Source organism: Rhizobium ruizarguesonis, assembly GCF_012349115.1.
Classification (GTDB): Bacteria; Pseudomonadota; Alphaproteobacteria; order Rhizobiales; family Rhizobiaceae; genus Rhizobium; species Rhizobium ruizarguesonis.
The window spans coordinates 13,665-33,204 of sequence record NZ_PQIG01000108.1 but is presented as its reverse complement, the minus strand read 5'-3'; the positions used below and the strand labels follow the sequence as shown (position 1 = coordinate 33,204).

Annotated in this window: 20 protein-coding genes and 1 tRNA gene; 12 read left to right on the top strand and 9 right to left on the bottom strand. The window is 61.4% G+C overall.

All coding sequences use genetic code 11. The features are described 5' to 3' along the window. Positions 1-108 precede the first annotated feature (108 nt). Positions 109-354 (top strand): DUF982 domain-containing protein, encoded by a 246-nt coding sequence (locus C3Y91_RS29205; RefSeq protein ID WP_012755837.1) that lies wholly within the window; start codon positions 109-111, stop codon positions 352-354. Between the two features lie 86 nt (positions 355-440). On the opposite strand, the gene C3Y91_RS29200 is transcribed toward C3Y91_RS29205, so the two are convergent. The 3 genes from C3Y91_RS29200 to C3Y91_RS29190 all read right to left on the bottom strand — a co-directional run bounded on the left by C3Y91_RS29200 (position 441) and on the right by C3Y91_RS29190 (position 4,316). Further along, positions 441-517 (bottom strand) — tRNA-Arg (locus C3Y91_RS29200). A gap of 122 nt (positions 518-639) precedes the next feature. Beyond that, on the bottom strand, positions 640-2,160 hold the full coding sequence (locus C3Y91_RS29195; protein ID WP_130687490.1) for an ATP-binding protein: 1,521 nt from the start codon (positions 2,158-2,160) through the stop codon (positions 640-642). Between the two features lie 158 nt (positions 2,161-2,318). Next, the gene (locus tag C3Y91_RS29190; RefSeq protein ID WP_130660792.1) at positions 2,319-4,316 is read right to left on the bottom strand and encodes a methyl-accepting chemotaxis protein; all 1,998 of its coding nucleotides are present in this window, start codon (positions 4,314-4,316) and stop codon (positions 2,319-2,321) included. Between the two features lie 419 nt (positions 4,317-4,735). Between C3Y91_RS29190 and rpmH the strand changes: the two genes are divergently transcribed. The 7 genes from rpmH to C3Y91_RS29155 all read left to right on the top strand — a co-directional run bounded on the left by rpmH (position 4,736) and on the right by C3Y91_RS29155 (position 10,032). Continuing rightward, positions 4,736-4,870 (top strand): 50S ribosomal protein L34, encoded by a 135-nt coding sequence (gene rpmH / locus C3Y91_RS29185; protein WP_003545006.1) that lies wholly within the window; start codon positions 4,736-4,738, stop codon positions 4,868-4,870. Between the two features lie 21 nt (positions 4,871-4,891). After that, complete coding sequence (gene rnpA / locus C3Y91_RS29180; RefSeq protein WP_064245136.1) at positions 4,892-5,293, top strand: ribonuclease P protein component; 402 nt, start codon at positions 4,892-4,894, stop codon at positions 5,291-5,293. After that, positions 5,293-7,086, top strand: a complete 1,794-nt coding sequence (yidC, locus tag C3Y91_RS29175; RefSeq protein ID WP_024323877.1) for a membrane protein insertase YidC — start codon at positions 5,293-5,295, stop codon at positions 7,084-7,086. Before rnpA ends, yidC begins: the two co-directional genes overlap by 1 nt. A gap of 139 nt (positions 7,087-7,225) precedes the next feature. Further along, positions 7,226-7,879, top strand: coding sequence for a ribosome biogenesis GTP-binding protein YihA/YsxC (yihA, locus tag C3Y91_RS29170; RefSeq protein ID WP_130663971.1), 654 nt, complete (start codon positions 7,226-7,228; stop codon positions 7,877-7,879). A 268-nt stretch (positions 7,880-8,147) separates the two neighbouring features. Continuing rightward, positions 8,148-8,357 (top strand): cold-shock protein, encoded by a 210-nt coding sequence (locus tag C3Y91_RS29165; protein WP_003545000.1) that lies wholly within the window; start codon positions 8,148-8,150, stop codon positions 8,355-8,357. A 132-nt stretch (positions 8,358-8,489) separates the two neighbouring features. Then, entirely contained in the window at positions 8,490-8,714 is a 225-nt protein-coding gene (locus tag C3Y91_RS29160; RefSeq protein ID WP_018485371.1) for a hypothetical protein, read from the top strand. 241 nt (positions 8,715-8,955) lie between these two features. Next, positions 8,956-10,032 (top strand): sensor histidine kinase, encoded by a 1,077-nt coding sequence (locus C3Y91_RS29155; RefSeq protein WP_168576107.1) that lies wholly within the window; start codon positions 8,956-8,958, stop codon positions 10,030-10,032. 171 nt (positions 10,033-10,203) lie between these two features. Here the strand turns inward: C3Y91_RS29155 and C3Y91_RS29150 are convergent, their stop codons facing one another. The 3 genes from C3Y91_RS29150 to C3Y91_RS29140 all read right to left on the bottom strand — a co-directional run bounded on the left by C3Y91_RS29150 (position 10,204) and on the right by C3Y91_RS29140 (position 12,138). Then, positions 10,204-10,758, bottom strand: a complete 555-nt coding sequence (locus C3Y91_RS29150; RefSeq protein WP_018068729.1) for a fasciclin domain-containing protein — start codon at positions 10,756-10,758, stop codon at positions 10,204-10,206. 124 nt (positions 10,759-10,882) lie between these two features. Further along, positions 10,883-11,602 (bottom strand): anti-sigma factor, encoded by a 720-nt coding sequence (locus C3Y91_RS29145; protein WP_130656310.1) that lies wholly within the window; start codon positions 11,600-11,602, stop codon positions 10,883-10,885. Beyond that, entirely contained in the window at positions 11,599-12,138 is a 540-nt protein-coding gene (locus tag C3Y91_RS29140; protein ID WP_130656311.1) for a sigma-70 family RNA polymerase sigma factor, read from the bottom strand. Before C3Y91_RS29140 ends, C3Y91_RS29145 begins: the two co-directional genes overlap by 4 nt. A gap of 143 nt (positions 12,139-12,281) precedes the next feature. On the opposite strand from C3Y91_RS29140, the gene argB reads away from it, so the two are divergent. Further along, positions 12,282-13,169 (top strand): acetylglutamate kinase, encoded by an 888-nt coding sequence (gene argB, locus C3Y91_RS29135; RefSeq protein WP_168576106.1) that lies wholly within the window; start codon positions 12,282-12,284, stop codon positions 13,167-13,169. Between the two features lie 68 nt (positions 13,170-13,237). Continuing rightward, on the top strand, positions 13,238-14,386 hold the full coding sequence (locus C3Y91_RS29130; RefSeq protein ID WP_018068725.1) for an alpha-hydroxy acid oxidase: 1,149 nt from the start codon (positions 13,238-13,240) through the stop codon (positions 14,384-14,386). A 68-nt stretch (positions 14,387-14,454) separates the two neighbouring features. On the opposite strand, the gene C3Y91_RS29125 is transcribed toward C3Y91_RS29130, so the two are convergent. From C3Y91_RS29125 to bchE, 3 genes are read right to left on the bottom strand one after another with little or no spacing between them, the layout of a single operon-like run. Continuing rightward, positions 14,455-15,225 (bottom strand): isocitrate lyase/PEP mutase family protein, encoded by a 771-nt coding sequence (locus C3Y91_RS29125; RefSeq protein WP_130663968.1) that lies wholly within the window; start codon positions 15,223-15,225, stop codon positions 14,455-14,457. Beyond that, positions 15,222-16,310 carry a bifunctional transcriptional activator/DNA repair enzyme AdaA gene (locus tag C3Y91_RS29120; protein ID WP_168576105.1) on the bottom strand — a complete coding sequence of 363 codons (1,089 nt, stop codon included), beginning with the start codon at positions 16,308-16,310 and terminating at the stop codon, positions 15,222-15,224. Before C3Y91_RS29120 ends, C3Y91_RS29125 begins: the two co-directional genes overlap by 4 nt. A gap of 55 nt (positions 16,311-16,365) precedes the next feature. Then, the gene (gene bchE, locus C3Y91_RS29115; RefSeq protein WP_018068722.1) at positions 16,366-17,895 is read right to left on the bottom strand and encodes a magnesium-protoporphyrin IX monomethyl ester anaerobic oxidative cyclase; all 1,530 of its coding nucleotides are present in this window, start codon (positions 17,893-17,895) and stop codon (positions 16,366-16,368) included. A 189-nt stretch (positions 17,896-18,084) separates the two neighbouring features. Between bchE and C3Y91_RS29110 the strand changes: the two genes are divergently transcribed. Beyond that, positions 18,085-18,792 (top strand): pyrimidine 5'-nucleotidase, encoded by a 708-nt coding sequence (locus tag C3Y91_RS29110; protein ID WP_018068721.1) that lies wholly within the window; start codon positions 18,085-18,087, stop codon positions 18,790-18,792. Between the two features lie 104 nt (positions 18,793-18,896). After that, a complete protein-coding gene (locus C3Y91_RS29105; RefSeq protein ID WP_168576104.1) occupies positions 18,897-19,532 on the top strand; it encodes an EF-hand domain-containing protein in 636 nt (211 codons plus the stop codon). The last annotated feature ends 8 nt before the right edge of the window (positions 19,533-19,540 follow it).

Here is a 19,540-nt window from a genome sequence, read left to right as displayed (position 1 = left end):
CAGTTCGCTGATCGAGAAAAGCATCTCGTTCATACCGCACTCGCCACACTGGATGAACCGCGTTATGTGAGCAGCCTACAGAAAGCACGCAGCGGAGATCCTGAGATCATGCAAACCATTTGGAAGAAGCCGGTAACGCTCGCTCTTGAAGGCCCGGATCAGTGGGTGGTGATCCAGACGACCCAGGCCGCAACATGGGCGCTGGTCGAGGACTGGCCGACCGAAGAGGGTCCCGCCTTGGATAGGGCTTGTGCGGTTTGCGCGGATGTCATGTCGGGAAAACGGAACCGGGAAGAAGCGCGACAGGCGTTCATCGACGCTGCGATCGAAGCCGGAATACCGATCAAGGAATGAGGCCGGGGGCTCTGGCACATGATGCCGCCCGTGCGCGCCCGGTCATACTGTGAGCCTGCGGCTCAGGGCTAAGTAATTGGGAAGAATGGCGCACCCGAAGAGATTCGAACTCCTGACCCCCAGATTCGTAGTCTGGTGCTCTATCCAGCTGAGCTACGGGTGCGTGCAAAATGCGGCGGTGCCGCTTGCGTGGCGATCCTCTAAAACGTCCTTCGGGACAATGCAAGAGCATTTCTGAAAAAATCGCGTCTTTGTCTGCCAGCAGCCGCGCCTTGCCAAACCCTGTCACTTTTCGATGTGCGTCCGGCTGCGGTAATCCTCCAGCGAAACCGGGCGATCGGGGATCTCGATGCGGAACTGCGTGCCGACCGTCGGTTTTTCCACCAGCGCGATCGTGCCGCCATGGGCGAGCACCAACTCGCGGGCGATGGTGAGGCCGAGGCCGGTGCCGCCGGAGCGGGCGGAGCCGCGGAAGGCGGCAAAAAGGTTTTGGCGGGCTTTCAGCGGCATGCCGGGGCCGGTATCATCGACCGTGATGCTGACGACGCTGCCGACGCGCTGGGCGGCGACGGTGATGCGCCTCAAGGCGCCAGGCGCGCCCTCGCCCGGCGCGGTCAGTGCCTGCAGCGCGTTGCGGCAGAGATTGTGAATGACCCGGAAAAGCTGTTCGCCATCGGCATCGACCTTGAGATCGGCGCCGATCTGCTCGACGAATTCGATGCCGCTCTGCGGCTCGATCGCCAGTATGTCCTTGACCTCCTGGGTGAGTTCCAGAAGGAGGATATGGCGGCGGCGCGGCGCGGATTCGCTCGCCTTGCCGTAGGACAGCACCTCGGTGGTATAACCGACGGCGCGGTCGATGGTGCGCAGCAGCTTCGGCGCGAAGCTCTTGACCATCGGATCATCGACGTCGACCAGCCGGTCCGACAGCAGCTGCGCGGACGCCAGGATATTGCGCATGTCGTGATTGATCTTGGAAACGGCGAGGCCGAGAGCAGCAAGGTTCTTCTGCTGCTTCAGCGTCTTTTGCAGCTCCATCTGCATCGAGGTGAGGTTGCGGCCGGCGACCGCCAGTTCGTCGCGGCCGCCATCACCGATATAGATATGGGCCGGGTTGTCGGGATCGGAGGAGAATTGCTGCATGCTGCCGGTCAGCCGGCGGATCGGGCCGATGAGGATGCGGTTGATCGCAAAGAAGATCAGCGTCGCCGTGAACAGCGAGATCAGCACCGACAGCAAGAGGACATTGCGGGAATAGACGAACATCGCCCTGCGCAACTGCCGGTCCTTCATCACCACCTCGACGCCGGTGTTGGTGTCGCCGACGGGACCATAGACGCGGATCATCCTGCCGCCGCCGAAGACCAGCGTGTCGAGCGCATCGCGGATCGCCGTTACCGGCGGCACGTCGGTCAGATCGTAGGATTCGTCGACGGAGGTCGGCATATCGGTCGTCGCCAGCAGCCGCGAGGTGCCGTCCTTGCGCAGCACGATCGCCTTGGTGCCGGTCGCCTCCAGCGTCTCCTTCTGCAGCGCGCGCGGCAGCTCGACCGGCTGCAGCCCATCGATAACGATGGCGGCGGCGGCGGCCGTATTCAGCCGATCCTCCAGCCACCGTATGCGCATGCTGGCGACCGAGGGAAAGAAGATCAGGATTTCGGCGAGCATGATAAAGAAGACGGTGAGCCAGAGCAGCTTGCCGGAAATGCCGCCGAACAGGCCGGCAGACGGGCACGGCGCCCTTGCGGCCTCGCCGGCCGCCGGGTCTTCCGCCGAAGGATTATCGCCCTGGTCTCTTGTCGGCATTGTCGTCTCGCCCGATCGGCAGCACGTCAGCCGCCCTTACCGTTGAGCTCTATATTAGACCAATACGCTCCGCTTTCAAATCTTTGCGAGCAGCGTCATGTCGCCACAAGAAAACGCCGCCCGGAGGCGGCGTTAAAATGGCGCGTGGTCAGTAAAGCTTAGAACTCTTCCCAGCTCTGCTCGGCTGCGGCCGCATTACCGCCGAAGGCGCGGGCGACCTTGGCGATCGCACGGCGGGCGGGCGAGGCAACCGGTCTTTGCGGCTCGTTGCGGACGAGCGCCACGGGTGCCGGCGCATCATCCGACAATTTGAAGCGGGCGATGAGGCGCACCAGTCCACCGGCTTCGGCCGAGAGCCTGTGCGTGGCGGCAGAGGTCTCTTCCACCATCGCAGCGTTCTGCTGTGTCACCTGGTCCATCTGGTTGACGGCGGTATTGACTTCCTTGAGGCCGGTCGACTGTTCGGTCGCAGCCGTCGCGATCGAATGGATATGGTCGTTGATGGCAATGACGCGGGTGCCGATTTCGGCCAGTGCCTCGCCGGTCGCCTGGACGAGCTTGACACCAACCTGCACCTCGTTGCCCGACTTGGTGATCAGCGCCTTGATGTCCTTGGCAGCCGTTGCCGAACGCTGGGCGAGTTCGCGCACCTCCTGCGCCACCACCGCGAAGCCCTTTCCGGCATCGCCGGCGCGTGCCGCCTCGACGCCGGCATTCAGCGCCAGCAGGTTGGTCTGGAAGGCGATCTCGTCGATGACGTTGATGATCTGGCTGATTTCGCGCGACGCCTGCTCGATGCGGCCCATGGCCTCGACGGCATTGCGCACGACGACGCCGGAGCGGCCGGCATTCTCCTTGGCTTCGGACACCATGATGGTGGCTTCATGCGCCCGCTCGGTGGAATTCTGAACGACGGCGGTGATCTCGTCGAGCGCTGCCGAGGTCTGTTCGAGGGCGGCTGCCTGCTGCTCGGTGCGCTTCGACAGGTCGTCGCTGGCATTGCGCAGTTCGGCGGTGTTGCCGTTCATCGCTTCCGTCGTTTCGCGCACTTCGCGCATCGTCGCCTGCAGGGTGACGAAGGTATTGTTGACGTTCTGCTGCAGCTCGGCGAAGGCGCCCTGGAAGTTGCCGCTCATCGTCTGAGTGAGGTCGCCTTCGGCAAGGCTTGCGACGACGCGGCGGGTCTCGCCGATGCCGGCATCGACGCTCGACAGCAGCGTGTTGATGTTGCCGGCGAACTGGTTGAGGTTGTCGTCCTCGTAGTCCTTGCTGATGCGGTGGCCGAAATCGCCGGCCGCAGCCGCAGCCACGACGACGGACATGCTCGACTGCAGGTCGTCGCTCTTGGCACGCATCGCCGCTTCCTGGGCGTTCAGGCGCTTGACGGCCAGGCCGTTCGCCTTGAACACCGCAACCGCTGCGGCCATCTCGCCGATTTCGTCCGGACGGCCGGCGAAAGGAACCTCGGCATCGAAATTGCCGTCGGCGACTTCCTTGATCGCATGGGTGACGCGCTTGATCGGGCGGCTGAGATGGCTGGTGCCGATATAGAAGCCCATGCCGATGCCGACGGCGATGCCGATGCCGGTGATGCTGAGCACGAGCATCAGCACCCAGGAGCGGAAGCTCTCGATCTCGGCATTGACGGTTTCCAGTGCTGCCTTGTCGGTGGCGACGACGGCATCGATTTCCGCCTGGAACGCCTTGCGGTTGGCGCGGTTGGCGTCATTGTTGCCTTGTTGGCCGGCGGCTTCGGGGCCGACTTCCGTGCCGAGGCGGGCCGTTTCCGTGCGGAAGGTGCGGAATTCCGCGGCGCGGGCGACAAGCTTGGCAAAATCGGCCTTCTCGCTCTCGGGAACGAGCGGCGCCCAACCCGAGATGACCTTGTCGATCTCGTCGAGGTCGGCCATCAGGCCCTTGGCGAAGTTCGGCGTGTCCTTGATCGTTTTGGCGGCATAGATGCCGCGCGCCTCCATGACCACAGCCGTGACGAAACGGTTGAGGCGTTCGCCGGCATAGGCGCGGGCGGCGGCCTGCTCGTAAGCCGTCAGGTTGCGACTGTATTCGTGCATCGCCGACAATGCCGTTGCGCCGATCAGAAGTGCGACCGCGCCCATCACGCAAACCAGCAGATTAATTTTGCCCCGGATCTTCAATGCAATGCTCCTAGCTACGCCACTGCCTGGAAAGCAAATTCCCAGTCGATACGTTGAATATCGGCGAAATTTATTAAAGTTAGATTTCTAATATTTACGATTATGGCTTCGGAATTGATCCATGCCGAATGCGGCCGGAAGGCGTAAACGCCTGAAAACCTGGGCGATCGATCTGCCACGACGCAAAACTACAACCACTCAGGGCAGGCCTCATTTCTTAACACCAGAGTGCGAAATTACTTTCGAGGCCGGCAGTGCAGAGTGAAATGATCCGGCATAATTGACTTTTACGGGCTTCATCCTTATAAGCCCGCGCACGTTCGGTCACTCAAGCCTTTCATGGCCCGCCCGTTCGAAAAACAACGCTCCTTGCATTATGCAAATTCAAGAAGGGCCGCACTCCGCGGTGTTTAAAATAAATGAAGCGTACCTACCAACCATCCAAGCTTGTTCGCAAGCGTCGCCACGGTTTCCGTGCGCGCATGTCCACGAAGGGTGGCCGCAAGGTCATCGCAGCCCGCCGCGCGCAGGGCCGCAATCGTCTGTCGGCGTAAGGCCGGGTTGCCCGGTAAGAGATGGCGGGCGAATTGACGACCAGTGAGAAGAAACACACTGTCGGGCGGCTGAAGAGCCGCCCGCAGTTTCTTGCCGCGCGCGAGGGCGAAAAACGCCGGGGCGGCCTCTTCCTTCTCGAAGTCCTCGACCGGAAGGAACCCGACAGCCAGGCACGCGTCGGTTTTACAGTCACCAAAAAACATGGCAACGCGGTCGAACGGAACCGCATGCGCCGCCGCCTGAAAGAGGCGGTGCGGCTTCATGCGGGGTTTGCAATGCAGCCCGGACACGACTATGTGGTTGTCGCGCGCAGGGACGTGCTTGACGCGTCCTTCCAGGAATTGGCCGCGGAACTGAAATCCCGCGTGGAAACCAGGCCGAAACACCGGCGCTCCGGAGACGGACGCCCCAGGAACGTATGATGGAAAACAACCGCAATTACTTCATTGCGATCGCTCTCTCGGTGCTGATCGTCCTCGGCTGGCAGTTTCTCTATATGAATCCGCGCATCGAGGCCCAGCGCAAGACGCAGGAAGCCCAGAAGGCGCAGCAGCAGACCGAGCAGGTTCAGCAGCCGGCAGCCGGCGGCGAGACGCCGGCCCAGCCGAGCGGTACGGCACCTTCCGGTCAGGCGGTCGCGACGGCGACGCTCGAGCAGGCGCTGGCAAAGACCCCGCGCGTCGTCATCGACACACCGGCACTTTCCGGCTCGATCAACCTTGCCGGCGCCCGCCTCGACGATCTGAAGCTCAAGGGCTATCACGAGACCGTCGACGACTCGAGCCCGACCATCACGCTGTTCAGCCCGGCCGAGACCAAGGACGGCTATTTCACCGAGCTCGGCTATATCGGCAGCGACGCGACTGGCAACGTTCCCGGCGCCTCGACGCTCTGGACCGCGCCTGAAGGCGCCAAGCTCACCGAAAAGACGCCGGTGACGCTGACCTATACCAACGACAAGGGCCTGACGTTCACCCGCACGATTTCCGTCGACGAACGCTACATGTTCACCGTCGCCGACAAGATCAGCAATGCCGGCCAGGCGCCCGCTTCGCTGTCTTCCTACGGCCGCGTGACGCGCTACAACAAGCCGACGACGCCCTCCGTCTACGTGCTGCATGAAGGCTTCATCGGCGTCATCGGCGATGACGGCCTGATCGAAACCAAATATAGCGCCGCCGAAAAGGAAGCCGTGATGCCGGCGAAATCCACCGGCGGTTGGCTTGGCATTACCGACAAATACTGGGCGGCGACGATCGTTCCGCCGCAAAGTGCCGCCTATGAGGCGCGCTTCTCCCACTTTGCCGATGGCCAGCCGCGCTATCAGGCCGATTACAAGGACGATGCCTTCACCGTGGCGCCGGGCCAATCGATCGAGCTGAAGAACCTCGTCTTCGCCGGCGCCAAGGAAGTGCCTGTTATCGACGGCTATGAGGCCAGCTACTCGATCCCGAAGTTCGACCGGCTGATCGACTGGGGCTGGTTCTATTTCATCACCAAGCCGATGTTCAAGCTGATGGACTTCTTCTATCGCTTCTTCGGCAATTTCGGCGTGGCGATCCTGTGCACCACCATCGTCGTCAAGCTCCTGTTCTTCCCGCTCGCCAGCAAGCAGTACGCTTCGATGGCGAACATGAAGCGCATGCAGCCGAAGATGGAGGAGCTGAAGGCGAAATTCGCCGATGACCGCATGGGGCTGCAGCAGGCAACGATGCAGCTCTACAAGGAAGAAAAGATCAATCCGATCGCCGGCTGCTGGCCGGTGGCGCTGCAGATCCCGATCTTCTTCTCGCTCTACAAGGTGATCTACATCACCATCGAAATGCGTCACGCGCCGTTCTTCGGCTGGATCAAGGACCTTTCGGCGCCCGATCCGACGACAATCGTCAATCTGTTCGGCCTTTTGCCCTTCGAGGCGCCGACCATTCTGCATCTCGGCGTCTGGCCGCTGATCATGGGCGTCACCATGTTCCTGCAGATGCGCATGAACCCGACGCCGCCCGATCCGACGCAGGCGATGATCTTCACCTGGATGCCGCTGGTGTTCATGTTCATGCTGGCAAGCTTCCCGGCCGGCCTGGTCATCTACTGGGCCTGGAACAACACGCTTTCGGTAGCACAGCAGTCGGTGATCATGAAGCGCCACGGCGTCAAGGTCGAACTCTTCGACAATCTGAAGGGTCTGTTCCGACGAAAAACGGCCCCGTCGAAATGATGCCAAGCCCCGCTCCGGCGGGGCTTTTTCATTTCCAGGCGGCGGACGAAGACGCCTGCAAACGGCGTCGAAGCTTGACATCCGCCCGTAAAACCATGAAGCCCGGTAAAAGACCGAACCCAGAGATTGCCGAGCCCGCATGTCCGACATCGAAAAGCCGCTCTTCGGCCACCCGTGGATCTTCATCCGCGGCGTACCGTCCCTGAATTTCCTGCCGCCGGAAGGGCCGTTGGAAGTGGCCTTTGCCGGTCGCTCGAATGTCGGCAAATCCTCGCTGATCAATGCGCTGGTCGGCCAGAAGGGTCTGGCGCGCACCTCGAACACGCCGGGACGCACGCAGGAACTCAATTATTTCGTTCCGGACGGCTATTCCGGCGAAGGCAGCGACCTGCCACCAACGGCGATCGTCGACATGCCGGGCTATGGTTATGCGCAGGCACCGAAGGAGCAGGTCGACAAGTGGACCAAGCTCGTCTTCGATTATCTGCGTGGCCGCGCAACGCTGAAGCGCGTCTATGTGTTGATCGACAGCCGCCACGGCATCAAGAAGAACGACGATGACGTGCTTGATCTGCTCGACAAGGCAGCGGTCTCCTACCAGATCGTGCTGACCAAGACCGACAAGATCAAGGCGGCTGGTGTGCCGAAACTGCTTGCCGAAACGGCGGAAAAGATCCGCAAGCGCCCGGCCGCCTATCCCGGCGTGCTGTCCACCTCGTCCGAAAAGGGCGACGGGCTGGACGAGCTGCGCCAGGCGATCGCCGAAACCGTCGGCATCGCCCGCTGGAAGTAGAGGGCGTGCGCGCCCCCGGGCGCGGCGCCCGGTTTGGTGTAAACGCGTCATAGACATCCAAAAGTTGAACAATGCACCACCAGAAAACCAATGGTTGACAACGCGGGGGCGTTGAGCTAGATAGCGACCATCGAATTTTGCTTGCTGGCTTGGTTATCGCGCGATTGGCACCGCGCTCTGAACGAACTTCCTTTCAAAAATCGCTATCACCATCCGCATCGCCTTGGCGTTGCGGTTCTTCAATATTGCTATGAAAGGGTTCATCATCATGGCCACTGGCACAGTTAAATGGTTCAATTCCACCAAAGGCTTCGGCTTCATTCAGCCTGACAATGGCGGCGACGACGCCTTCGTTCACATCTCCGCCGTCGAGCGCGCCGGAATGCGCGAACTTGTCGAAGGCCAGAAGATCGGCTTCGACCTGGAGCGTGACAACAAGTCGGGCAAGATGTCCGCTTGCAATCTCCAGAACGCTTAAATCGGTATCTGCTTTCCTTTGACCACGGATGTACTGGCACTGCCGGAAGCACGTTATCCATTCAAGGCCAGGCGATTTGCCTGGCCTTTTTGTTTTCGCTCGCGCGTCGAGCCCACGAGTATCGGAGCCAACATGACAGAAACATACAGCAAATCTCGCCAGCGGGCGGAGATCGCCTTCGGCAACGTCCAGACCCAGTTCTTCGCGAAGAACCAGGCGGCCGAGGAGCTCGAATCCGACGCCCAGTCGCAACAGGCAAAGACGTTGCGGCTTCGGGAGGCCCGGCTTGCGAGGGAACAGAGTAACCGGGTGTCGGCCACCTCTGCCCTCATTGCGAAACGCGCCAGGGCCCGCTGAGATAACAACCCGATCGAAGGCTCGAAGTTTAAACCGCACCTGAAATGACGGGCTTGCAGATCGCGCGCTGCAGCATGGCCGAAGGCGTCCCGCGCATTCACCCGCACCAAGGAAGCGTCAATGGCAGAGACTGCGAACGCATGAACTGGCCGGTGCTGATTGCGCTTGCGTCCCCGCAGCTTTTAAAGCAACGCTAGTTCTCCTGCTGTGCGGGAGCAGCCGCGTCCACGAGTAATATTTGATGACCGATAGCAAAGACCAGCCGATTTCGCCGGAAGGCGTCGGCAACTTGCCCCATCTTGCCGAAGCCCTTGATGATGACCGGTTTCGACACTTTCTCGATCATGTGCCATTCGCGGTGGCTGTCTCCGAACTCGGTGGGAACGAGCCGCTGATTTACGTCAACCTCGAATTCGAACGGCTGACGGCGCTTGGGGCAACCGAGGTCCAGGGGAAACCCTGGCCGGACATTGAATTGAATTCCACCGCCGTCTCCGGAGAGGTGCCGCTCACGGCAGCTGTGACCTCTGCTGAGGAATATATTGGTGCCTTCTCGCTGGTGGCCGAGGCCGAGAGCAGCGTCATCATCGATGTCTGGTCGAATACGATCGTCGACGATGATGACACGCCGCTTTTCCGATTGGTGGCCTTTGCTGCCCGCAATGAGGCGACGGCCGCCGAGAGCTTCAGCGAACTGCTGACGGAGAAAGATGTCCTTCTGCGGGAACTACAGCATCGCGTGAAGAACAATCTCCAGATGATCACGGCGCTCATCCGAATGGAGGCGCGCAATGCTCAACAGAATGAGGAAAGCGAAAGATTTGCACGGCTTGCGGGGCGGATCGAAGCCTTGGCCCTGCTCTATCGCTCGCTGTCGGACGAAGAGAAAGGCGCCACTGTCGATCTTGGCACCTATGTGAGCCAGATTGCCGCTTCTGTGATGGCGGCCCATGCCGTGGAAGGGATCCGGCTGGACATGAAGGTCGATACCTGGCCGGTTTCCGTCGATGTCGCCATGCCGGCCGGCCTCGTCATCAACGAACTCCTCACCAATACGCTGAAGCATGCTTTCGTGGGGCGCGATGGCGGCGAAATCACGTTTCGCTGTGTCGTCAGCGATACCGGGTGCAGAATTACCGTTGCTGATAACGGGGTCGGTCTTCCCCAAGACGTGACCTGGCCGCAGCCCGGGAAGCTCAGCGCGATGATCGTACAGTCGCTGAAACAGAACGCCCGCGCCGAGGTTGAAGTCACCTCGTCCCCCGATACCGGCATGAGTGTCACCCTCGTCTTCCCGAGAGCTGAAGCGGCCCGATAGAGCGCCGCGCGTCTTTTCAGACGCGCTAAGGACGCTCTATCACTTTGAATCTGCGCATAATCCTTTCCGAAAATCGATTCCGATTTTCGGGGTTATGCGCTAGCCACCTCATCAATCTGTGTTTGGGGCGCCCCAAAGAGCGCCCCAATGCGTCTGCCGATACGAGCGGGCTTACATCTTCGGCAGCAGCACCTTGTCGACAACGTGGATGACGCCGTTCGATTGTTTGACGTCGGCGATCGTCACATGGGAGACACCGCCGTTTTCATCGGTCAGCGTGATCTTACCCATGCTTTCCTTGGCTTTCAGCACACAGCCGCCGACGGTCTTGATGTCGTGCTCGCCGCCGTCATCCTTGATCATCTTGGCAACGGTCTTGGCCATGGCATCGGCGGCGACGACGTGGCAGGTCAGAACCTTGGTCAGCGTCGCCTTGTTTTCCGGCTTCAGCAGCGTATCGACGGTGCCTTTCGGCAGCGCGGCGAAAGCTTCGTTGGTCGGCGCGAAGACGGTGAAAGGACCCTTGCCCTCGAGCGTGCCGACCAGGCCGGCGGCCTTGACGGCTGCGACCAACGTCGTGTGATCCTTTGAATTCACGGCGTTCTCGATGATGTTCTTGCTATCGAACATCGCAGCACCGCCAACCACCGGGTTTTTCGCGGCGGCAAAGGCGACAGCGGACATGAGAGCGGCGAGCGCGAAGCCGCGCAATACGGACTTGATCATGATTTTCTCCTCACCGGACACCATCCGCGGGCTTTATGCCTGAGCGTCGTCCGGACATTTCGAACTACGGAGGGCCGCGCGGAAGAGTTTCAGGCAGGAGAAAATGATTTATGGCCGACCCAGATTATGGTCGGCGCAGGGGGCCGCTTGCGATCACCGGGCCGGTCGCCTGGCCGGTCGGCGAGCCGCCGAAGGGTTCGAGGCTGACGGCAAGTGTTGCGCCATCGGCGACCTGGCTGCGCAGATCGGCGGGAATGACGAGTTCGCCGCTTTCGCCCGGCTGGAAGACGCCGAGCGATTTCGGCAGGCCGCTGCCCGGCACCAGCCAGAGTTCCAGCGATTTCTCCTCCGGCTTGCCGGCCGCGACCGGCACGATCTTCAGCCGGCCGCTCTGCAGCTCGTAGGAGGCGAGAAGATTGATGGTGCTGTTCTGGCCTGAAAGCGAAGCCACCAGCGGTGCCGGCCCCTGCGGCTGCGGCACCACGCCGGAGGCGAAGATGACGGCGCTGACGGCGACGACGACGCAGGCGAAGCTCAGCGAGCGCCAGAAAACGGCGGAATTCCAAAGCCCTTGCGAAAAGGATGCAGGCTTTTGGCCATCGCCGAAAAGCCGCGCCTCGATCTGCTTGAAGGTTTCCCGGTTCGGAGCGACACCTTCATACTCGTCGTTGAAGGCGGAGAGGTTGGTTTCCCAGCGGCTGACGATCGCAGCGAAGGGCCGGTCGTGGCGCATCCGCTCTTCGACCACCCGACGGTCCTGCATCGATAGGACGCCAAGCACATATTCGCCGGCGAGAACCTCGTCGCGGGAGCGGTCTCCCTTGCTTTTGTCGGGCGATGTCATCGTTCCATGCACTCTCTCAGTTTCAAGAGGCTGCGCCTGAGCCAGGTCCGCATCGTGTTCAGCGGGACACCAAACTGATCGGCCAGCTCCTGATAGCTCAGCCCTTCGACATAAGCCCGTTTCACCGCGACCGCGCGATCAGCTTCCAACTCTTCCATGCAGGTGTCAATCCGCCTTCCTTCATCCTTTGTCATCGTCTGTCTTTCCGGGTCTGGTCCGGCATCGGCAAGATCATAGACCGTATCCAATTCGTCGGCGACGGGCTTGCGCGCCCGCAGCGCGTCGATCGACCGGTTGCGGGCAATCGACGCGAGCCAGGCCGCGGACGAACCCGAAGCGACGGAGAAGCTGCGAGCGCGCTGCCAGATGCTGATATAGACTTCCTGCAGGACCTCTTCGGCTTCCGAGCGATCCTTCAAGATACGCAGGCAGATCGCAAAAAGTTTCGGCCCAGTCTGGTTGTAAAGGGCAACGAAGGCCCTGCGATCGCTCAATGCGACGCGGCCGATCAGGTCTGCAATCTCATCGCCTTGCATGCCGTTCCTCATCTCAAGCTTGCGTGCGCCGGACGGTAGCGGCCGCCGGCTTCGCGCCAGATACGAAAAACTATTGCCCTCTGGATTATTCCCTCTGTCAGAAACTTACGATAAAAGGCCGCGAACAATTCTGCGGGGTTCCCATGAACGAAACCGAAAGCGAAATGCAGGCACGGCTTCTGGCCAAGGCACTGCCCTTCATGCAGCGTTACGAGAACAAGACGATTGTCGTGAAATATGGTGGCCACGCCATGGGCAATCCCGAGCTCGGCAAGGCCTTCGCCAGCGACATCGCACTCTTGAAGCAATCCGGCGTCAACCCGATCGTCGTTCACGGCGGCGGCCCGCAGATCGGCGCCATGCTGAGCAAGATGGGCATCGAATCGAAATTCGAGGGCGGGCTTCGCGTCACCGACCAGAAGACGGTCGAGATCGTCGAAATGGTGCTCGCCGGCTCGATCAACAAGGAAATCGTCGCCCTCATCAACCAGACCGGCGAATGGGCGATCGGCCTTTGCGGCAAGGACGGCAACATGGTCTTCGCCGAAAAGGCGCGCAAGACCGTGAAGGATCCGGATTCGAACATCGAGCGCGTGCTCGATCTCGGTTTCGTCGGCGAAGTGGTCGAGGTCGACCGCACGCTGCTCGATCTGCTCGCCCGCTCCGAGATGATCCCGGTCATCGCGCCCGTGGCGCCTGGCCGCGACGGCGCCACCTACAATATCAACGCCGATACCTTCGCCGGCGCCATTGCCGGCGCGCTGAACGCCACCCGGCTGCTGTTCCTCACCGATGTGCCGGGCGTGCTCGACAAGAACGGCCAGCTCCTCAAGGAGCTTTCCGTCGCCGAAGCGCATGCGCTGATCGCCAACGGTACGATTTCGGGCGGCATGATCCCGAAGGTCGAGACCTGCATCGATGCGATCAAGGCCGGCGTGCAGGGTGTCGTCATCCTGAACGGCAAGACCGCCCATTCCGTCCTGCTCGAGATCTTCACCGAGCACGGCGTCGGAACGCTGATCGTCCCCTGAGCGAGGCTGCGCCCTTCACCACGAAGGGCGGATCTTCCTCACACGGGAACAGGGTATCGAGGAAACAAATGCGCCTGACAGACTGCTATAATTTTCACGATTTCCGGCGCATGGCCAAACGGCGTCTTCCCGGGCCGATATTCGACTATATCGACGGCGGTGCCGATGACGAGGTGACGTACCGGCGCAATACAGCGGCCTTCGAGGCTTGCGATCTGGTGCCTGACGTTTTGCGCGGTGTGGCCGAGGTCGACATGTCGGTGACCGTCATGGGGCAGAAGCTCGCAATGCCGGTCTATTGCTCACCGACGGCGTTGCAGCGCCTTTTTCACCACCAGGGGGAGCGGGCGGTCGCGGCGGCGGCAGCAAAACACGGCACGATGTTCGGCGTCTCCTCGCTCGGCACGATCAGCCTGGAGGAAGCGAGACAGATCAGCAACGGGCCGCAGGTCTATCAGTTCTATTTCCACAAGGACCGCGGCCTCAACCGCGAGATGATGGCGCGAGCGAAAAATGCCGGCGTGCAGGCGATGATGCTGACGGTCGACAGCATCACCGGCGGCAACCGCGAGCGCGACAAGCGCACCGGCTTTGCCATTCCCTTCAAGCTCAATCTTGCCGGCATGACCCAGTTCGCGATCAAGCCTTCCTGGGCAATCGACTGGCTAACGCATGAGCGCTTCCGACTGCCGCAGCTCGAAAACCACGTCAAGATGGACGGCGGCGCGCTGTCGATCAGCCGATACTTCACCGAGATGCTGGACCCCTCGATGTCGTGGGACGACGTGGCGGAGATGGTGCGCGAATGGGGCGGGCCATTCTGCCTGAAGGGCATCATGTCGGTCGAAGACGCTAAGCGCGCGGCCGAGATCGGCTGCAGCGGTATCGTGCTTTCCAATCATGGCGGGCGCCAGCTCGACGGCTCGCGCAGCGCATTCGACCAGCTGGCCGAGATCGTCGACGCCGTGGGCGACCGGATCGACGTGATGATGGATGGCGGTGTGCAGCGGGGAACGCATGTTCTCAAGGCATTGTCGCTGGGGGCGAAGGCCGTCGGGCTCGGGCGCTACTATCTCTTCCCGCTTGCCGCTGCCGGACAGCCCGGCGTCGAACGGGCGCTGGAGACGATGCGCACCGAGATCGAGCGCGGCATGAAGCTGATGGGCTGCACCTCGGTCAGCCAGCTGACGCGACGGAATCTGCGCTTCCGTTCCTGAGCGGAACGGGATTTCATTCCGGGGCCGCAGCCTTTCGCACGAGATCTGCGGCCCTCGGACTTTCGACGTCAGAGCAGGCTATAAATCGCCGCCGCCTCCTGTTTCAGCTTTTCCATCATCGACCGGTAAGGCCCCGGACCATAACTGACGCGGCCGACGCCGAGCTTTGCCAGAGTTTTCACATCCGGGGCGCCTGTCCGCATCATGATGTTGACCGGCAGCGGCGATGCGGCGCAGATCTTCTCGATCAAGGCGGGATCGATCAAGCCAGGCACGAAGAAGCCGCTGCCGCCGGCCGCCGCATAGGCCCGGCCGCGCTCGATCGCCTCGTCCACCAGACCGGCATGTTTGGAAAGATCGCTCTCGGCCAGGAAGAGATCGGTGCGGGCATTGATGAAGAAGGGGATATTCTTGCCTTCGGCCATGGCGCGAATGGCGCGTATGCGGGCCGCCTGCCTCTCGGCCGGATAAAGCCCGCCGCCGCCGACCACCTGATCCTCGAAATTGATGCCGACGGCGCCAACCTCCACCAGCTTGGCGACGTTGGCCGCCGCACCCTCAGGCTCAGCCGAATAGGCGCCTTCGAAATCGACCGAAAGCGGCAGGTCGATGACAGCGGTGATGGATTTCGCCGTCTCGACCAGCACCGACATCGACAGCTTCTCGCCGTCGGCATAACCATGGGCAGCGGCGACCGACCAGCTTCCCGTGGCAAGCGCCTTGGCGCCGGCATCGGCGACCGCCCTCGCCGTGCCGGCATCCCAGATATTGTAGAGAACAACGGGGTTGCCCTTCTGGTGCAGCGTGCCGAACAGCTCGGCCTTTTCAGTCTGGTTCATGCCGTCTCCTCCATGTTAGGTGCTTGGTTAGGTGCTTGTGCTCTGATCTTCTCTTCATGCCGCAGCAGCCATTGCTTGCGCCAGAGCCCGCCGCCATAGCCGGTCAGCGAACCATCCACGCCGAGGATGCGATGGCAGGGCACGATGATGGCGAGCTGGTTGGCGCCGTTGGCGCGGCCGACGGCACGCACGACCTCCGGCCTTTCCATTTCCCTGGCGAGATCGCCATAGGCGCGCGTCTGGCCGGCAGGAATCTCCATGAGTTTTGCCCAGACATGTTTTTCGAAGGGTGTGCCACCAAGGGCCAACGGCGTCCTGAAGACGGTCAGCCGCCCTTCGAAATAATCCCGGATTTCTGCCTCGATCTGGTCGATCGCCGGCGTGCGGCCGATCGCGACCGAGGAGCGGACGCGCTTCTGCAGCGCCTCGAGCTCGGTCGGCAGTGCCTTACGGTCGTGGAATTCGAGAAGGTGGAGATGCGTCTTGTCGGCAACCGCTACCATCGGCCCGAGCGGGGTGTCGAACCAGTCGGCAGAGAGCAGTTCGCGGTTCTGCGACAGCGCCGGCGCTTTGCCGACGAGCCGCTGAAAAGCCGTCCGGAAACCACTTGGGGAGTCATATCCCGCCTCGAGCTGCGCATCGATGACGCGCGCGCCATCGGCCAGTTGCCGGGCCGCCTCGCCCAGCCGGCGATAACGGACGATATCGTGGAAGGTCACGCCGAGCCCGCGTTTGAAGGCGCGGCGCACGGTCGAGGGGTCATGGCCCCTGCGCATGAGCTCATCCTCGGTCCAGCGCAGCTGCGGCTCGCGGTCCAGTGCGGCAAGCAGTTCGTCGACGATCGACTCCCTGCCCGGCTGCTCCAGCGGCCTGCAGCGCTGGCAGGGGCGGAAACCGGAATGCATGCAGGCGGCGATCGTGTCGAAAAAGATGGTATTTTCCCGCCTCGGCTTGCGCGCCGGGCAGGTCAGACGGCAGAAGATACCTGTCGTCTTGACGCAGACATAGGCCTGACCCTCATAATCGGCACTGCGCGCGATCAGGGCGTCATAGAGCGTATCATCATCGGGGCGTTCGAAAAGCATGACCGCTTTCTAGCATTCCGTGCCTGCGCCGTCCGCCGAAAATCGGGCGTCTATTTTATTCCGCCGCGTCGAGGCTTTTCACATGCCGTTGCGGGCGCAGCATCGATTCCTCCTCTGCATCCTGCGGCGCGCCCCAGAAATTCTCGAGCGTCGGGCCATCCTTGAGATGGCGGCGGCGGAAGAGAAATTCGAGGATCTCGTGAAACCAGACGCGGCGACCCATCTGGGTATACCAGCGCATGGAGTGGCGCTGCTGGCGATCGCGATGGAAGAGTATGCGCAGCAGTGCCTTCGGCCGCGCCTGGACCGCCACCTCGATGAGCTTAACGCAGGCGACCAGCACGATCGGGTTGAGGTGCCGCATCTTCAGTACCTGATGCTTGTAGTCCCATTTACGGACGTCGGTTTCGATGACCTGTCGATCGCGGGCGATACGGAAGAAGGGCGTCCAGCGATGTGGCGTCACATAGAGCGCCTGGATCTGGTCGGGATCATAGGAAAGCAATTGCCGGAAGCCGCGCCAGAGATGGCTCAGCTTCTCCTCCTCGAAACCGACGACCCAGGTCGCCATGGAGAGGATGTCGTGTTGGCGCAGAAGGCGGATCGCCTCCCTGTCGGTTGTCTTGGCTCCGCCCTTCTTGATCAGCGTCAAGGTTGCCTCGTCGGTGTTTTCCATACCGATCAACCAGCGCACGACACCCGCTTTGCGGTAGAGATGCAGGATATCGGCATCGCGGACGATATCATCGGCCCGTGTCGATCCGACGATCTGCACCGGCACGTTCTCGGTGATCATCGCTTCGAGAAAAGCGAGCCACGCCTTTCGCGAGGAGGTCGGATTCTCGTCGGCGAGATTGATAAGTTCCACACCCTCTTCGCGATAAAGCCTGGCGATCTCGCGGGCAAACAGTTCCGGCGAGCGGTGACGCCAGCGGGTCCAGAAACCGCGCTGGCCACAGTAGTTGCAAAGATGCGGACAGCCGCGCGAAAACTGCATGACGACAGCGCGCTTGCCGCCCCAATAACTGTAGTGGCGATGATCGATCAGCTCCCAGCCGACGCGATAGGCATCGAGATCGGCGATCGCCTGCGCCGGCTGTGTTGCCAGGATTTCGCCATCGCCATCGCGAAAGGCGATGCCGGGAACGGTTGCGAGCGGGCGGCCCGTCGCCAGGGTGCAGGCAAGCCGCCGCATCGTTTCCTCGCCTTCGCCGCGCACGAGGATATCGAATGCCTCGGTCTCGGCCATCGCCTCCCGCCAGTGATAGGTTGGGAAGACACCGCCATACACAATGCGGATAGCAGCATCGCTGTGCTTGACCGCCTCTGCGATCGCGCGGGCGGTGGGATGGGCCGAGGTCGAGCCGGAATGGCCGATCAGCACCAAATCGGGGCCACTGGCCACCACACGGCTGACAATCTCCGCTATCGTCATCGGTCCGAACTCGGCATCGATGAGACTGACGATATGACCGTCGTCGATCAGCGGGCCGCCGACCGAAAGAAGGCCGAGCGGTGGAAGGTGATCATCGGGAATGCGACTGCCGATCGCCGTATGCGGCGGATTGATCAGAACGATCTTCATGCGACTTTACCCATTGCGGGTCCCCCTGTCTGACGCAGGCAGAAAGTCACCAGCGATCAATGGCAATATTCAGACAAAATCCTCTTAAAGTTGTGAAAATCTGACGGCATTTTTGCGGAAGCCGATGTCAGGCTGAGCTGGGAGCCAAAAGCCTTTGGTTTCCCACAGCAGCCATGCCATAAGACCGCCATGACCAAGATCGACCGCACGCCTGATAAAACCGATTTCGAGCACGTCACCGACTGGGTCTTCGACCTCGACAACACGCTCTATCCGCATCATGTCAATCTCTTCGCGCAGATCGACAAGAACATGACCGCCTATGTCGCGGCGCTCTTGCAGATGGAGCGGGAAGAGGCGCGCAAGCTGCAGAAGCAATATTACCTCGACCATGGCACGACGCTGCAGGGCCTGATGATCCATCATGGCATCGACCCGAACGATTTCCTCGAAAAGGCGCATGCAATCGACTACACGGCGCTGACGCCGCAGCCGGAACTTGGCGAGGCGATCAAGGCGCTGCCGGGGCGCAAATTCATCTTCACCAATGGCAGCGTCAAGCATGCCGAAATGACGGCGGAGGCGCTCGGCATCCTCGAGCATTTCGACGACATCTTCGATATCGTCGCCGCCGACTACGTGCCGAAGCCGGCGCAGGCGACCTACGACAAGTTCACGGCGTTGAAGCGGGTCGAAACCACCAAGGCGGCCATGTTCGAGGATCTGCCGCGCAACCTGACGGTACCGAAGGCGCTCGGCATGCAGACCGTACTGCTCGTGCCGCGCAATCTGGAAGAGACGGTCGTCGAATGGTGGGAAAAGACCAGCGGCGAGGAGGATCATATCGATTTCGTCACCGACGATCTCGCCGCTTTTCTCCGCAAGATTATCGGCTGAAGCATTACGAAGTTTTCATTCAGCTTACCGATGTTTAACTGGGTCTTTCGGGCCTGCTGCCATAGCTTCTTTCGTGAGGGGACACCTTACGAAAGGCAAACACGATGTACCGCAACAAGCTGATACTGGCAGCGCTTTCCTCCACCCTCATCTTCGGCGCAGCCGCCGGGGCAGTTTTTGCCGCACCCGGTGACGGCCCGCGTCAGCACCCCGGCATGCACGGTCCGGGGCCTGCTGCCTTCCGCGAAATCACCTATGTCCGCATGCTGAAGCAGTTCGACACGAACAAGGACGGACAGATCTCCAAGGACGAGGCGACCGCCGGTATCGACAAGATCTTCGCTGCGATCGACACCAACAAGGACGGTTCGCTGACACCGGGCGAAATCCGTGAGTACCGGAAAACGCAGATGCAGGCGATGAGAGATCAGCGCAAGCAGGAAGCCGGCGAAAACAAGGATGCGAACGCCGCACCCACGGCGCCTGAAACCGCCGACAACAATGACCAGGAACGGCCGCCGCGCGACGGCCACGACGGTCGTGACGGACATCGCTGGATGCGCCATGGCGGCAACTTCATGCGCGCCTCGCTGATGATGCAACGGATCGACACAGACCAGAACGGCCAGATCTCCAAACAGGAAGCCGAAGCCGCCTTCGACAAGCTGTTTGCGCGAATGGACCGCAACAAGGACGGCGTCATCTCGATCGACGACATGCCGGACCGGCCGCTTCTGTAAGGCCGGAC